At 72.1% G+C, this 14,447-nt stretch carries 12 protein-coding genes and 1 tRNA gene; 1 reads left to right on the plus strand and 12 read right to left on the minus strand.

Annotation, left to right across the window (positions count from 1 at the left end; translation table 11 throughout):
* Positions 1 to 86: 86 nt before the first annotated feature.
* The 3 genes from lipB to WMF11_RS14260 form a co-directional block, all read right to left on the minus strand.
* On the minus strand, positions 87 to 935 hold the full coding sequence (gene lipB / locus WMF11_RS14250; RefSeq protein ID WP_437908939.1) for a lipoyl(octanoyl) transferase LipB: 849 nt from the start codon (positions 933 to 935) through the stop codon (positions 87 to 89).
* Positions 936 to 937: 2 nt separating this feature from the next.
* The gene (locus WMF11_RS14255; RefSeq protein ID WP_437908940.1) at positions 938 to 2,425 is read right to left on the minus strand and encodes an HD domain-containing phosphohydrolase; all 1,488 of its coding nucleotides are present in this window, start codon (positions 2,423 to 2,425) and stop codon (positions 938 to 940) included.
* 115 nt (positions 2,426 to 2,540) lie between these two features.
* A complete protein-coding gene (locus tag WMF11_RS14260; protein ID WP_437908941.1) occupies positions 2,541 to 4,748 on the minus strand; it encodes a pseudouridine synthase in 2,208 nt (735 codons plus the stop codon).
* Between the two features lie 430 nt (positions 4,749 to 5,178).
* On the opposite strand from WMF11_RS14260, the gene WMF11_RS14265 reads away from it, so the two are divergent.
* The gene (locus WMF11_RS14265) at positions 5,179 to 6,798 is read left to right on the plus strand and encodes a hypothetical protein (RefSeq protein ID WP_437977843.1); all 1,620 of its coding nucleotides are present in this window, start codon (positions 5,179 to 5,181) and stop codon (positions 6,796 to 6,798) included.
* Between the two features lie 27 nt (positions 6,799 to 6,825).
* Here the strand turns inward: WMF11_RS14265 and cyaY are convergent, their stop codons facing one another.
* From cyaY to WMF11_RS14310, 9 genes are all read right to left on the minus strand, one after another.
* A complete protein-coding gene (cyaY, locus tag WMF11_RS14270; RefSeq protein WP_012235181.1) occupies positions 6,826 to 7,164 on the minus strand; it encodes an iron donor protein CyaY in 339 nt (112 codons plus the stop codon).
* Positions 7,165 to 7,221: 57 nt separating this feature from the next.
* A complete protein-coding gene (gene phnY, locus WMF11_RS14275) occupies positions 7,222 to 8,670 on the minus strand; it encodes a phosphonoacetaldehyde dehydrogenase (RefSeq protein WP_437977844.1) in 1,449 nt (482 codons plus the stop codon).
* A gap of 34 nt (positions 8,671 to 8,704) precedes the next feature.
* Positions 8,705 to 10,000, minus strand: a complete 1,296-nt coding sequence (gene phnA / locus WMF11_RS14280; protein WP_437908945.1) for a phosphonoacetate hydrolase — start codon at positions 9,998 to 10,000, stop codon at positions 8,705 to 8,707.
* Positions 10,001 to 10,100: 100 nt separating this feature from the next.
* Positions 10,101 to 10,382 carry a hypothetical protein gene (locus tag WMF11_RS14285; protein ID WP_437977845.1) on the minus strand — a complete coding sequence of 94 codons (282 nt, stop codon included), beginning with the start codon at positions 10,380 to 10,382 and terminating at the stop codon, positions 10,101 to 10,103.
* Between the two features lie 64 nt (positions 10,383 to 10,446).
* A tRNA-Arg gene (locus tag WMF11_RS14290) sits at positions 10,447 to 10,520 on the minus strand.
* A gap of 121 nt (positions 10,521 to 10,641) precedes the next feature.
* On the minus strand, positions 10,642 to 11,382 hold the full coding sequence (uppS, locus tag WMF11_RS14295) for a polyprenyl diphosphate synthase (protein ID WP_437552379.1): 741 nt from the start codon (positions 11,380 to 11,382) through the stop codon (positions 10,642 to 10,644).
* Between the two features lie 280 nt (positions 11,383 to 11,662).
* A complete protein-coding gene (locus WMF11_RS14300) occupies positions 11,663 to 13,039 on the minus strand; it encodes a histidine kinase dimerization/phospho-acceptor domain-containing protein (protein WP_437977846.1) in 1,377 nt (458 codons plus the stop codon).
* Positions 13,040 to 13,042: 3 nt separating this feature from the next.
* On the minus strand, positions 13,043 to 13,744 hold the full coding sequence (locus WMF11_RS14305) for a winged helix-turn-helix domain-containing protein (RefSeq protein ID WP_437552381.1): 702 nt from the start codon (positions 13,742 to 13,744) through the stop codon (positions 13,043 to 13,045).
* A 115-nt stretch (positions 13,745 to 13,859) separates the two neighbouring features.
* Positions 13,860 to 14,447, minus strand: coding sequence for a hypothetical protein (locus tag WMF11_RS14310; protein ID WP_437977847.1), 588 nt, complete (start codon positions 14,445 to 14,447; stop codon positions 13,860 to 13,862).

Consider the following 14,447-nt stretch of genomic DNA (forward strand, 5'->3'; position numbering starts at 1 on the left):
CCCACGTCCCGGGAGCCGGCGTCACCCGCGGAGCGCGCGACGTGCGACGTCGGCGCGCTCCTCTCCCCGGAGGCCGGCGCGCGCGGCTAGGGCGCGCTCCGGCCCTCGGCGGCGCCGGCGTCCGGGGCCAGGAGCGCGCCCGCGAGATCCGAGACAGCCGACAGATCCTCGACGCAGGCGACGTCGAGCTCGAGCCCGCGGGCGAGCTGCGGCGCGCTGGCCAGGGCGACCTCGGCGACGGTGAGCTTCCGCCCGGTGAGCTGGTGGAGCGACGTCACGCCGTGGTCTCGGATGCCGCAGGGCACGATCAGCTCGAACGCCTTGAGGTCCACCGCGATGTTGAACGCGAAGCCGTGCATCGTGAGCCATCGCGACAGGCGCACGCCGATCGCGCCGAGCTTCGCGATCTCGCGCGCCCACTCGGCGCCGCCCCACGCCTCCGGGGCGGCGCGATCGACCCAGACGCCGATCATGCCGTCGACCACGCCGCCCTCGACGTGGTGCTCGCGCGCGAGCAGGATCATCACCTCCGCGAGCGAGCGCACGTACCTGCGCACGTCGCAGCGGTCCGGCCTGAGATCGAGCAGCGGGTAACACACGAGCTGGCCGGGGCCGTGGTAGGTGACGTCGCCCCCGCGCCCCGTCGCGACGAGGTCGATGTCGCGCTCGTCCAGCGCGCGGGCGTCGAGGAGCACGTTCTCGGGGTTCGCTCGCGGGCCGAGCGTGATCACGGGATCGTGCTCCAGGAGCAGGATCGTGTCGCCGATCCGCCCCTGCGCGCGCGCCTCGACGAGCTGCTTCTGCAGATCGTGGATCGGGGCGTAGCGGCGCCGGCCGATCCACACGGCGCGCGCGCGCCTCGGCCGGGGCGCCTCGACGGCCGTCATCTGGCCGTTCGCGGGCTGGAGGAGGTCGCGGAGCGAGGTGGTCGGCATGGCTACTCCGGGACCTTCTCGCCCCGCGCCCGCCGCTCCTCGCGGTAGGCCTCGATGTGCGTCGTGAAGGTGGCCGCGACCTCGGGGTCGAACTGCGAGCCCGAGCACCGCTCGATCTCGGTCACCGCGACCTCGTGGGGGAGCGCGCGGCGGTACGAGCGGTCGCTCGTCATGGCGTCGTACGTGTCGGCCACGGAGATGATGCGCGCGATGATCGGGATCTCGTTGCCCCGCATCCGGAGCGGGTAGCCGCGCCCGTCCCAGCGCTCGTGGTGCAGGTGCACACCGGGGATGAGCGGGTGCAGGAACTTGATCGGGTCGAGGATGTCGCGCCCGTAGGCGGGGTGCCGCTTGAACACCTCGTACTCGTCGTTCGTGAGCTTGCCCGGCTTGTTCAGGTTGAGCACGCACCCGATCTTGCCGATGTCGTGCATGAGCGCGCTCTGCCGGACGATCTCGATCTCGTGCGGGCCGAGGCCGAGCCGCTGCGCCAGCAGCACGGCGTAGACGGCGACCCGATCCGAGTGGCCCGAGGTGTAGCGGTCCATCTTGTCGATCGCCTTGGCGAGGCCCTCGATCGTCTGCTGGAACGTCGCCTGGAGATCCTGGTAAAGGCGCGCGTTCTCGATCGCCGCGGCGGCGCGCGAGCCGATGATGCTGAGCAGCTTGCGCTGCCCCTCGTCGAAGCGCCTCGTCCGCGTGAACGACGCGACGGCGAGGAAGCCCATGAACCGCTTCTGGATGCGGAGCGGCACGGCGACGAGCGACTGGAGCGGGAGCGCCGGCTCCGCCGCGAAGAACCTGAGCCCCTTCATTCCCTGCTCGAGCAGCTGCGCGTCGGGGCGGAAGTGCTCGAGCACGAGCGCGGGGTCGAGCCGCCCGAGGTCGGCGCCCGCCGGCATGGACGGGCCGCGGAGGTGCTGGCGCTCGAAGAAGCCGCCCTCGCCGTCGTCGAGCCAGGTCGAGATGAGATCGCCGCACACCTCGTGGAGGCAGCTGTCCGCGACGGTCTCCAGCACCTGGTCGAGCGAGAGGCTGGCCGCGATGGCCTCGCTCACCTTGTAGAGCGACACCGCCTCGCGCAGCCGGATGTTCTCGGCGGCCATCCGTTGCTTCTCGATCCCGCGCTGGACGACGTGCACCACCTCGTCCAGCTTGAACGGCTTGAGCACGTAGTCGTAGGCGCCGCGCTTCATCGCGTCGATCGCGGTCTCGACGGTGCCGAAGCCCGTCATGATGACCGTGAGCGCGTTCGGCGCCGTCTTGCCGATCTCGTCCAGCAGCGCGATGCCGCCCATGCGCGGCATCTTGAGATCGCTGATCACGAGATCGTAGTGACCCTTCGTGAGCTCGTTCAGCGCGCTGGAGCCGTCCTCCGCCGTGCGGACGTAGTAGCCCTCCATGCCGAGGAAGTCGGCCAGCATGTCGCGGATCACCTTCTCGTCGTCCACGACGAGGATGCGAGGGCGGTCTTCTGGAAACGTGGACATGCGGCCGGTAAGCCTACCAGATCCGCTCGCAGCGCATCGCACCAAGGTGGGCGGGGCGGGCACAGGAGCGGACCCGCCTCGCCGGGGCGGCCGATCCACACGGCGCGCGCGCCGCTCAGTCCTCGTCGCCGGTCGAGATGATGGGGTGCCGCATGGTCCGGGGCGACTCGTCCAGATCTGGGACGCGGATCGAGATGGGCCCGGGGCTGCGGATGGAGGGAGGAGGCGCGGACTCCGCGTCCTCGGGGCGGAGCGGGATCATCCTGCTGCTCGGCGCGGGCTCGTCGCTCGCGGTCGTCAGCACGGGCACGGCGCGCTGCTCGCCGAGGGCGTGCTTCTGCTCGAGGAAGCGCAGGACCGAGGGGCCGGTCGAGCGCTCCAGCGCGGAGCGCAGATCGCCGGGCAGCGTCGACTCGATGATCATCTTCACCCCGGTGCGGGGGTGCTCGATCTCGATGCGCACGAGGTGCACGAACGAGCGATCGAGCCCGTGCTTCTCCTCGAAATACCGGTTCGTGGGCACGTGACCGTAGCGCTCGTCGCCGAGGATCGGGTGCCCGATCGCGGCGAGGTGCCGCCGGATCTGGTGCGTGCGCCCGCCGTCCGGGATGACGCGGAGGATCGAGTGGCCCGAGGCGACCGCGAGGCGGCGGTACCGCGTGCGCGCCGTGTAGGTGCGCGTCCCTTCGCGGAGATCGCGGGTGATCGCGCCCTTGCCCGGCGTGACGCCCTTGGCCGCGGCGAGGTAGATGAGGCGCCCCGTCTTCGCGAGCGCCTCGCCCCAGCGCGCGGCCGCCTCCTCGCTCCGCGCGAGCATGACCAGGCCGCTCGTGCCCGGATCCAGCGGGTGCACGATGATGGGCGTCGTCGTGCTGCCCGGGATGCGGGCGCACCGGGCGAGCAGCGAGCCGAGGTACTCCGGCTGCGTGGCCACCGGCTCGTGGGGGCCCTTCTCGACGACCAGCACGCCGTCGTCGTCGTAGATGACCTTCGGCGCCGGCGGGGGCGTCCGGCGGAGGGCGGCGATCGTCTCGATCTCCTCCGTGAGCGGGATCATGTCGAGCGGCGTGAGCTCCGTCGACGAGTACCCGAGGCGGCAGAAGTGATCGAGGTCGCGCGCGAGCGTGTCGGGATCACACGAGACGTAGACGAGCAGCGGCGCGCCGAGGCGCGCGATCGCCTCGCGCGCCGTCGGGGAGACGCCGCGGCGCGGCGGGTTCACCACGATGCCGTCGAACTTCTCCGAGCTGTTGACGAGGGAGCTGACGATCTCCGCGACGTCGCCGGTGCGCACCTCCACGCGCTGGCTGAGGCCCTGGGCCTCGGCCGCGGCGCGGGCGTTCGCCGCCGCGGGCGCGAAGGACTCGACCATCAGGACCCGGTTGCCGCCCTGCGCGAGGGCGAGCGAGATCGCGCCCGAGCCGCCGTACAGATCGAGGATGCGCGGCGGCTCCTTGCGCCGGGAGGCGGGGCCGAGCGCGGCTTCCCCCTCGATGACGGGCCCGTCGTTCTCGAGCGACGCGATCTCGCGGAGCAGGAGGGCGTGCACGCGCGCGGCCTGCGCGCGGTGCGCCTGCACGAACGAGCCGAACGCGGCGATGTGGTAGGTCTGCCCGATCCGGTCCTCCGCGTGCGCGGTGCCGTCGAGCACGATCGTCTCGGGCCCGAGGATCTGCGGCGCCTCCGCGTCGTGGAAGTTCGCCGCGACGCCGATGACGCGCGGGAGCATCGGGCGGATGGCGCGGCCGGCCTCCCGCAGCTCGTCGCGCGTGCACGCGCGCTCGCGCTGCAGGACGAACGTGACAAGCACGAACGCCGGGTTGTCCTCTGTCGCTCCCACCTCCGCGAAGAGCGGCGTCCCGGGCGCGAGGTGGACCTCGCGCAGATCGAGGGCGCGGAGCACGCCGCCCCTCGCCGGGTCGTACGGGAGGAGCAGCGGCCGGACCTCCGGCGGCGGCGACGCGATCAGCTCGCGCAGCCGCGAGGTGACCGCGGCGAGGGCCGGGGTGAGGACCCGGCAGCCCGGGATGTCGACGACCTCGTGATGTCCCGTGCGGCCGTACAGCCCGATCGCGCCGGAGGGGGCGACGATGAGCTTCGCTCGACCGCGATAGCCGGTGATCGGATCGGCCGGGATGACCGAGCTCGTCTGGAGCAGCCCGAGCGATGGGTAGTGCGCGGCTGCGGACACGACCCGAGCACGCTTGGTGCCGAGCTGCTCCGCGTAATCACCCGCGATGAGCGGACAGCCCGCGCACTCGACCGAGTGCGTGCACTCGATCAGCGTGTTCGGGATCTCGCCTGCCTTCAATGTGCGTCGCACGGGCCCGGACAAAACACCGCCGCCCGATCCCTCTGCGCTGGTGCTCTCGCCCAGCCCGTGCGGTCCTTCGATACCTGCGCCGGAAGCCATTCCGGGGGAGCTTACAGGGGCTCTCGGCCAGCGTCGAAGGTGTAAAGCGGAATCCGTCGAGCTTTTCGTCTGCGGCGCTCGGCGCGCCGGGGAGCGCTCTTGGGTCCTGACGAGATCCCGCGCTTTCGCCGGGGTCTGCGGTATCTGCCCGGACGGTGGGCGGTTCAGGCCCCGCTCGCTCCGTCGAGCCAGCCGCCAGGCAACGCAGGGGCCAATGTGGGCGATCCCTGGCGCTGTTCCTTACCTCGGGCCGCGCCGTTCGCGACATCCGCGGTCGTAGCGTCGCAGCGCCCGGTCCGTCCCGCGCGCCTCGCGGGGGCAGTGGTAGACTGAGCGCCTCTTGCGTCTTTCGATCGCTTCTCTCTTCGGCCTCCTGGCTGTGCTGCTCGCCCCTCCGGTGTTCGCCGGACCCGGCGACAAGGAGGCGAACCAGGGCATGAACGCAGCCAGAGGCGGCTTCTGCAAGCGGGCGATCCCGCTGCTCGAGTCCGCCGAGAGCCAGCGGCATCGCCCGAGCTCGGCGGTTCCGCTCGCCGACTGCTACGTCAAGCAGGGCGATCTGCTGAAGGCCAGCGACATCTATCACAAGGTCGCGAGCGAGAAGAAGGCGCCCGGCTACAACGCGCGGGATGTCGCGGCCATCACATCGGCCAAGAAGAAGGCAGCTCAGCTCGATGTGCGCATCCCGACGCTCGTCGTCACGCCGGCGGAGCCGTACGAAGGGCTGGTGGTCGAGATCGACGGCGAGGTGATCAGCGAGCCGTCGGCGCCGCACCGGTTCGATCCGGGCGAGGTGCTGGTGATCGTCGTCAGGGCCGAGGGCCACGAGGAGACGTCGCAGAAGGTCACGCTGAAGGAGAAGCAGCGGCGCGAGATCAAGCTCCGCCTCAAGCCGAAGCCCGGGGGGAAGAAGCCGCCGGAGAAGCCTGTCGCGGAGAAGCCGCCGGAGAAGAAGCCGCCGGAGAAGCCTGTCGCGAAGAAGCCGCCGGAGAAGAAGCCGCCGGAGAAGAAGCCGCCGGAGAAGAAGCCGCCGGAGAAGAAGCCGCCGAAGAAGCCTGTCGCGAAGAAGCCGCCGGAGAAGAAGCCGCCGAAGAAGCCTGTCGCGAAGAAGCCGCCGGAGAAGAAGCCGCCTCGCGCCGCCGAGAAGCCGGCCGAGGACACGCCGCGCGTCGCGACGGGCCCCGACGAGAGGCCGAAGCCCGCCGTCGAGATGCCCGAGCCCACGCCGCCCAGCCCGCGCAGGCAGCGCGACGTGTGGCTCGGCGCAGGCTTCCAGGGCTTCTTCATCCCTCAGCTCATGTTCGGGCTCCTCGGAGAAGGGGGGCGGGACGTCCTCGTCCCCGGCGGAGACATCTCGCTGTCCACGCGGCTCGGGCGGCGGTTCGATCTCGTGTTCTCGGTCGCCTACGCGCGCTTCTGGATGGACGAGACGCCGTTCAAGCCGAAGGGACACCCGGACACCGACTACGAGATCGTCGAGAGCGATCTCCAGGCGCTCCAGGCGGGCGTCCGACTGGTCTGGAACATCCCGCTCGATCGGGACGAGCTGTTCGCCTTCCGCGTCGGGGCCGGCCTTGGCGTGGGCTGGACGTTCATGGGCGACCTCTACCGGACCCAGGCATATCCCGGCGACGCGGTGCCCGGCGACCCGGGCTCGTTCGTGCCGGGGGACCCGTACCGCTATGTGAAATGCCGCGGACCCAACAACCCGGTCGGGAGCTTCCGGTACTGCAACCAGCTCGATTACGACGCGGATCACTACCCTGGCTACGTCGAGCCGAGCTGGTTCACCCGTCCCAAGGGGCGGCCTCAAGGCCTGCGGCCGCTCGTCTATCCGTGGCTCGTCCTGCCCGAAATCGGGCTCGCCCTTCGCCCGTGGGACCGCGTCGCCTTCGACCTCCGGGTCGGCGCCTCCGTGACCGGCCTGCTCGGAGGGCTCGGCGTCCGCTTCGCCCTGTGATGCACCTCGCCCCGCGGGCCGCGCGGCTCAGCGAGCGAGCTTCACGGCGCGGCCGAGCTTCCGGGACAGCACGGCCTCGAGCGTGCTCCAGAGCTCTTCGCCCGACTTCTGGGCCACCCAGCGGTCCTCGGACGGCCGGTAGTCGAAGTGCCACGCGGCCCGCTCGGCGGCCATCCAGATCTGCCGCGCCGCGCGGTGGCTGTTGACGACGTACTTGATGCCGTCCTCGAACTCCAGGGTGAGGATGCCGCTCTGCAGGTCGGCCTCGACGCCGTCGGGGATCTCGTTGATCGCTCGATCCAGCGCGCGCAGCGACCGATCGGCCACGTCGTCGAACTCTCGCTCCGATAGGGGCTCTCCGCTCATGCCGATCCGCTTACAACGGCGCGCGCCGAGGCGGTACGGGGAAGCGCCGGCGCCCCCTCACTCCCAGGGGACCGTGTAGAGCTTCACGTTGGTCATCGCCTTCATCGCCTCGACGACGCCCTCCTTGACCCCGATGCCGCTGTCCTTGATCCCCCCGAACGGCGACAGCTCGGACCGGTACCCCGGCACCTCGCGCACGTTCACCGTGCCGCAGCGGAGCTCCCGCACGAGCCTGTGGACGCGCCGCAGGTCGTTCGTGCAGACGCCGGCGGAGAGGCCGTAGCTCGTCCCGTTCGCCACGGCGATCGCCTCGTCGATGTCCCTCACCCGCAGGATGGGCGCGTGCGGGCCGAAGGTCTCGTGCTGCACGGAGGGGGCGTCCCGCGGGACATGATCCATCACGGTGGGGCCGTACAGGGCCCCGCGGCGCTCGTTCCCGAACAGCAGCCGGGCGCCGCGCGCGAGCGTGTCCTCGGCCGCGGCCTCGAGCTGCCGCGCCGCGGCCTCGGAGATCACCGTCCCCATGTCCGTCGCCGGATCGAGCGGATCGCCCACCTTGATCTGCGCCGACGCGGCGGCGAGGCGGCCGGCGAGCTCGTCGGCGACGCGCTCGCTCACGATGAGCCGCTTCACCGCCGTGCAGCGCTGCCCCGAGTTCCTGTAACAGCCGTACGCCGCGAGCCGCACGGCCTCGTCGAGATCCGCGTCGTCGAGCACGATGAGCGGGTCGTTGCCGCCGAGCTCGAGCACCGCGCGCCGGTAGCCGAGCAGGCCGGCGATGCGCTTGCCGATCTCGACCCCGCCGGTGAAGCTCACGAGCTCCACGGCGGGGTGGGTCACGAGCGCGCGCCCGATCTCCGCCGGATCGCCGGTCACGACGCTGAGCATGCCCGGCGGCAGCCCCGACTCGTGCAGCACCGACGCGAGGTAGATCGCGGAGAGGGGCGTCTTCTCCGACGGCTTGAGCACCATGGAGCTGCCGCTCGCGACGCTCGGCGCGACCTTGTGGGCGACCTGGTTGAGCGGGTGGTTGAACGGGGTGATCGCCGTCACCAGGCGGAGCGGCTCGCGCAGCGTGTACCCCCGCCGGGGCTTGCCGTTCGCCGAGATGTCGAACGCGAGGCACTGGCCGTCGTCGCGGAGCGCCTCGTACGCGGAGAAGCGGAGCACGTCGAGCGCGCGCCGCACCTCGTAGGCCGTGTCCTTGAGGCAGAGCCCGCTCTCCCACGTGATGAGCCGCGCCACCGCCCCCGCCTGCGCCTCGATGTGCGCCGCGGCGCGGAGCAGGATCTCGCTGCGCTCGTGGCGAGAGAGCCGCGGCGGGCCGGAGGACACGCTCGCGAGCGCCTCCAGCACCGCCCCCTCGTCGAGCCTCGGCACGCTGCCGATCACCTCGCCCGTGAACGGGTAGCGCACGAGGATGACCTCGTCCCGGCTCACCGGTCTTCCCCCGATCAGGCACGGAAAATGGAACGCTGGTCGATCGATTGAGAGCATCGAGCCCATCCCTGTCCCCCCTTCAGGCGCTCGATCGTCGGCGCTAGGCCATGGCGGTCGAGAGTCGGTTGAGCACCAGATCGAAGACGTCCGCGTTCGACAGCGCGCTCGGCCGGCCGTGCGCGGCGCCCGCGTCCGCCTTGGCCGCTTCCGCGCCGAGGAGCCAGGCGCGCTCCCCGGGCCGGAGCGGGTGGCTCGCGAGGATCGGCACCTCCGCCTCGTGCAGGCCGCCGTGGGACCTGAGCCCGCGCTGCACGGCGGAGAGGTCGTGGTAGGCCGCGCTCTTGCCGAGCACCGTGCTCCGATCGCCGAGGACCACGAGGTCGCCGATCCGATCCGGCGGCAGCGCGAAGCGCCGCGCGGCCTCCTCCCGGGTCAGGACGAGCTCCACGCCCGGGAGCCGATCGAGGACCTGCGCGGCGCGCGCGCCGTCGTCCGGCGCGCCGAGGTACACGGTCGCGTACGACCCGAGCGCGCCGTGGTGCACGACGTACGGGTCGGTGATCGGCAGGAGCACGCGGAAGCCCGAGAGGCCGGCCTCGCGCAGCGCGTCGTCCAGGTAGCGCACGTTCGGCGAGCCGTCCGACGCGGTCTTGTCGTTCATGCCGTGATCCGCGGTGATGCCGCAGACGAAGCCGGCGTCGAGGTACTCGCCGAAGAGGGCGTCGAAGCGGGCGTAGAACCGATCGGACATCGGCCCGCGCGGCGGCTCCTTGTGCTGCACGTAGTCGGTCAGCGACACGTAGAGCAGCGTGGCCGAGAGCCGCTCGTGCAGCGCGAGGCCCATCTCCATGGCGTAGTGGGAGATGTCCCAGTCGTAGATCGACGGGTTCTCGCGGCCTACCGCGGCGGTGATCGAGCCGATCCCGTGCTCCGGGATCGCCTGCTCGTGCGCCTTCTCCGCCGACAGCGAGATCGGGCGAGGGCCCCCCTCGCGGCAGGCGCCGAGGAGCGCGCGGAGCTTGTCCTTGGCCGTGACGCAGAGGGTCCTGACGCCCGCCTGCTCCATCTTCTCGAAGAGCGTCGGGACGCGCAGGAACCGAGGATCGTTCATCGGCACCTCCTCCCCCGTGGCGGCGTCGAGGTAATAGTTGCCCGAGATGCCGTGCACGCGCGCCGGCTGGCCGGTGACGATCGACACGTTGTTCGGGTTCGTGAAGCTCGGGACCTGGCCTCGACCGCGCACGTACAGGCCGCCGGCGGCGAGCGTGCCCGCGAGCCGCGGCATCAGCCCGTCCGCGAGCGCCTGGTCGAGGTACTCCGGCCCGCACCCGTCGACGCAGAACACCACCGTCTTGCGCGCGGGCAGCGCATAGCGCCGATCGCCGAGTTCGATCATGCCGAACGCTGACACGCAGCGCGCGGGCCGAGAAGGGCCGTCGCTGCGCCGCCATGCGCGCTCCTCCGCCTCGAACGGCGGGCAGGGGAGCGGCGGTGCGTCAGTAGCCCGGCCAGGGGTCTGCCGGCTTCGGAGGCGCCGGGACCGGTCGCTTGAAGCACATCACGCCGGCGTCGAGCGCCACGAGCTCCCAGCCGCCCTCGCCCCGCGCCTTCGCGATGGCGCGCGCCTCGTCCACGCCGTGCGCCTGCTCGCAGTCCTGATCCCACCGCGGTGGGGGGACGCTCGGCGTGAGCCCCTGGGCGCGCACCCGCCCCGCCGCGAGCGCGACGGCCGCGCCCAGCACCAGACCGCCCAGCACGAGCACGACCCTCTTGTCCATGGCGTCAGGGACATGGTGGTCCGCGCCGGGCAGCACCGTCAAGCGACGCTCCGAGGACGTTGGGCACGCCCGGCAGGATTCGAACCTGCGACCCGCGGCTTAGAAGGCCGCTGCTCTATCCAGCTGAGCTACGGGCGCTTGGACGACAAGCGCATCTCTCGTACTGCATCGCGGACGCGGAATCGAGCGTTACAAGCGTTGCGAGCGTTACAGGCATCACCGGTGCCGTGGGCGCGGGGAGCGCCCCGGCGAGGTCCGCTCAGGTCGACGCGGCCAGGCGGCGGACCTGCTCGCCGGTCCGGCCGTAACGCCGCTGTCGCCGGCAGTAGGTCGCGACCGCCTCGTCGAAGGTCGCCTCGGTGAAATCGGGCCAGAGCGTGTCGGTGAAGAACAGCTCCGCGTACGCGGCCTCGAAGAGCAGGAAGTCGCTGAGGCGCTTCTCGCCGCCGGTGCGGATGATGAGATCGGGATCCGGCATCGAGCTGGTCGTCAGGAAGTTCCGGAGCGACTTCTCGTTGATCTCCTCCGGGATGACCAGCCCGGCCCGCGCGCGGACCGCGAGCGCGCGCATGGCGTTCGCCATGTCGCGGCGACCGCCGTAGCTCAGCGCGAGCGCCAGGGTCATCTCGGTGCCCCCGGCGGTGTCCTCCACGAGCTTCTCCATCGCGCGCCGCGTCGGCGTCGGGATGTCCTCGAGGTCGCCGACCACCTGGACCGCGATCCCTCGACGGATCAGCTCGTCGTGCTCCCCCTCGGCGAACTCCTGGCAGATGCGCATCAGCGCGTCGATCTCGTCCTTGGGCCTCGACCAGTTCGCCACGCTGAACGCGTAGAGCGTGAGGTACGGGATGCCGCGATCGCGGCAAGCACGGACCGAGAGGCGCACGGCCTGCGCTCCGTGCTGGTGCCCCTGCATGCGGGGGAGCCCCCGCGCCGCCGCCCAGCGGCCATTGCCATCGAGGATGATCGCGACGTGCTTGGGGAGATTGCTGGACGTCATGGGCTTTCCTGGGTGGGGACGACGAAAGACTCTGCGCCGAGCATGGGCGCGGTGGGGGGGCCGACGGTGATGCGATTGTGGAGGTTCTGTGGAGGATGGCGCGGGAGAGCTCAAGACGCTCTGCTCGCTGACGGGTGCGCGAGCTCTCCAGCCCGCTCGCCGAAGACCGCCGCCGCGCCTTCGCACCACCGATCCAGTGCGCTGTCAAACCGAGGAAACCTCCCGGAAACCAAGAGGGTCGCCGGGGCGGCATGGCGAGAGAGCTCATCCTTTCACAGGATCAGGCCCCCGGCAGCGAGAGCTTGAACTCGACCTCGGGCGGCCCGCGGTGGGTGCATTCGGCCGAGCCGCTGTGGGCCTCGGCGATCGCCTTGACGATCGCGAGGCCCAGGCCGGTGCCGCCCCGGTCGGCGCGGGTCGTCACGAAACGGCGGAAAAGGCGGCCCGCGACGTGCCGCCCGATCTCGCCGCGGTTGCGGATCGAGATCGCGACCTGTCCGCCCATGCGAGACACGGCGATCTGGACGGGGGCCGCGGCGTCGCCGTGCGTGCGCGCGTTGTCGAGCAGGTTGTCGAGGGCGCGCGAGAGCCACTGCTCGTCGCCGCGCACCGTCGCCGAGCTCGGCGCGTCGAGCTCGACGCGGCTGCCGCGCTCTCGCGCCCGCGCCGCGGCGGCCTCTGCGATCGCGACCAGATCGACCACCGCGGCGTGCTCCACGCCGCGCGCCTCGAGGCGCGCGAGCGACAGCAGCTCCCCGAGGAGCGCCTCGATGCGCGTGGTCGCCTCGCGGATGCGCGCGACGAAGCGGGCGGCCTCGTCGGCGTCGTCGAGCGCGCCCTCGGAGAGCACCTCGGCGCTCGCGCGGATCGCGGCGACGGGGTTCTTGAGCTCGTGCGAGAGATCCGCGGCGAACGTCTCGACGAAGGGGCGGCCCTCGATCTGGCGCCGCATCGAGTCGATGGCGCGCGTCAGCCGCTGGACCTCGCGGCCCTGCGCCGGCGGCGTCGCCGCGCGCACCTCGCCCTCGCTCACGCGCACCGCGAACTCGGTGAGCGCCTCGATCGGCGTCGCGATGGTGCGGCCGATCAGGAACGACGAGATCGCCGCCGCGGCGCCGAGCACCGTGCTGAGCACGAGGATCGGCGGGGCGAAATCGGCGACCATCCGCTGCACCACGATGGTCGGCTTCACGACCTGCACGCTGCCGACGTGCTGGCCGCGGACCTGGATGGGCGCGGTCACGAAGACGGTCCCGGGCTCGCCCGGCGAGGCGCCGCGCGCCCGGAGCACGCGGCCCTCGGGATCGAGCAGCGCGATGCTCTGGGCGGTCGGGCCCTCGGCCTCGCCGTCGAGCGCGCGCACCGCCGCGAGATCGACGCCGCGTACCTCCATCTCCATCGCGGCCACGGCGGCGAACGCGGCCGCCTCGTCGCGCGCGCTGCCCTCGGCGAGCAGGGTCGCGCGCGCCTCGATGCGATCGATGACGAGCAGCCCGAGCCCGAACGCGAACGCGCCGACGATGCCGCCGAGCGCGATGAAGATCTGCATCCGGATGCTCATCCCCGCCGTCCGGGCGCGGACGAGGCGGGAGGCGAACAGCGCGACGAGCAGGATGAGCGAGACCGCCGCCGCCGCGGTGACGACGAGGCGCAGCACCCGTCAGCCTCCGCCTTCCGCGGGGCCCGGCTTGTCCGCGACGCGGTAGCCGACGCCGCGCACCGTCTCGATGAGGTCGGCGTCGCCGCCGGCCTCGACGACCTTCTTGCGGAGCCCCTTCACGTGCGAGTCGATGGTCCGGTCGGTGATCGCGAACCCGTCGCCCCAGACGCGATCGATGAGCTGCGCGCGCGTGAAGACCCTGCCCGGCGCGGCGAGCATGCAGGCGAGCAGATCGAACTCGACGCGGGTGAGGTCGACCTTCTGGCCGCTCACGTACGCGCGCCGCGTGGCCTCGTCGACAACGAGCGGCAGCGGCGCCGGCGCGCCGGCGGACGGCGAGGGCCGCGCGGCGCGGCGCAGGACGGCCCGCACCCGCGCCACGATCTCCCGGGGGGAGAACGGCTTGGTCACGTAGTCGTCGGCGCCGGTCTCGAGCGCGGCGACGCGGTCGGCCTCGCTGTCGCGGCTCGACAGGACGATGATCGCGGCGCGCGCCGCGCTCCGCCGGGCCTGCCCGATCAGGTCGAAGCCGCTGCCGTCGGGGAGCATGAGATCGAGGATGATGAGGTCGGCGTTGTCGATCTCCCGCTCCGCGGCCGCGAGCGTGGTGGCGACGGTGGCCGCGAACCCGTCGCGGCGCAGGAAGTAGGCGATCGACTCGGCGATGGCCGGCTCATCCTCGACGACCAGGACCTTGGCCATGGTCGGTGAGCCTAGAACGGCGCCGCGGACGCGTCGACAGGGCTGGCCAGCGGGCCTGGCCGGCCCCGCCCCTGCGGGGGCTCGCGGGCGTCCCGATCGCCGCGTTCGTGCGCGCTCAGGCGCTGGGGATCGCCGCGTTGACGAGCTCGCGCACGACGCCGAGCAGCCGCTCGTAGTGCTCCGCGATGGGCCGCAGGCCGGCGCAGTGGACCACGAGGCCGCCGGGGCGGAGCTCGATGTGCCCCTGGAAACCGCGGCGGGCGAGGAGCTTGCGCAGCCGCGGATGGAACGCGCCTGCGGCCTCGCGCTGGGAGGCGGCGAAGGTCGTCACGTGGGCGTCCCAAAGCGCATCGTCGAGGGTGACCCGGGGCGGGGGAGCGCTCTCGATGAAGGCGACGCGCGTCAGGAAATGCTCGCCGACACGCATCGAGGCGCGGCGCTGGAGCGCCGGGTGCGCCGCGAAGCCGAGCAGCGTCCGCTCGAGGGGCTCGGCTTCGCCCTCGGCGTACCAGGGCTCGGCGATCACCGCGTGCCCGGGGTTCGCCGTCCACGTGCACGCGAAGAGGTACGCGGAGGGCGGCGCGATCGTGTCGTAGGGCTCCCAGCGGCGGAACCAGGCCTCGTCAGGGCGCGCGGTGAAGGCGAGGCCGCGCCGGGCAGCCCACGCCGCGATGTGCTCGTCGGATCCCAGCGGAGGAGGCAT

This window comes from Sorangium sp. So ce295, from assembly GCF_051527405.1.
Lineage (GTDB): Bacteria > Myxococcota_A > Polyangia > Polyangiales > Polyangiaceae > Sorangium > Sorangium cellulosum_B.

Coding starts and splice junctions, on each gene's coding strand:
- WMF11_RS14285 (WP_437977845.1), bottom strand. CDS start 10,382: ATGGACAAGAGGGTCGTGCTCGTGCTGGGCGGTCTGGTGCTGGGCGCG.
- WMF11_RS14255 (WP_437908940.1), bottom strand. CDS start 2,425: ATGTCCACGTTTCCAGAAGACCGCCCTCGCATCCTCGTCGTGGACGAC.
- cyaY (WP_012235181.1), bottom strand. CDS start 7,164: ATGAGCGGAGAGCCCCTATCGGAGCGAGAGTTCGACGACGTGGCCGAT.
- WMF11_RS14310 (WP_437977847.1), bottom strand. CDS start 14,447: ATGCCTCCTCCGCTGGGATCCGACGAGCACATCGCGGCGTGGGCTGCC.
- uppS (WP_437552379.1), bottom strand. CDS start 11,382: ATGACGTCCAGCAATCTCCCCAAGCACGTCGCGATCATCCTCGATGGC.
- phnY (WP_437977844.1), bottom strand. CDS start 8,670: ATGGGCTCGATGCTCTCAATCGATCGACCAGCGTTCCATTTTCCGTGC.
- WMF11_RS14305 (WP_437552381.1), bottom strand. CDS start 13,744: ATGGCCAAGGTCCTGGTCGTCGAGGATGAGCCGGCCATCGCCGAGTCG.
- phnA (WP_437908945.1), bottom strand. CDS start 10,000: ATGATCGAACTCGGCGATCGGCGCTATGCGCTGCCCGCGCGCAAGACG.
- lipB (WP_437908939.1), bottom strand. CDS start 935: ATGCCGACCACCTCGCTCCGCGACCTCCTCCAGCCCGCGAACGGCCAG.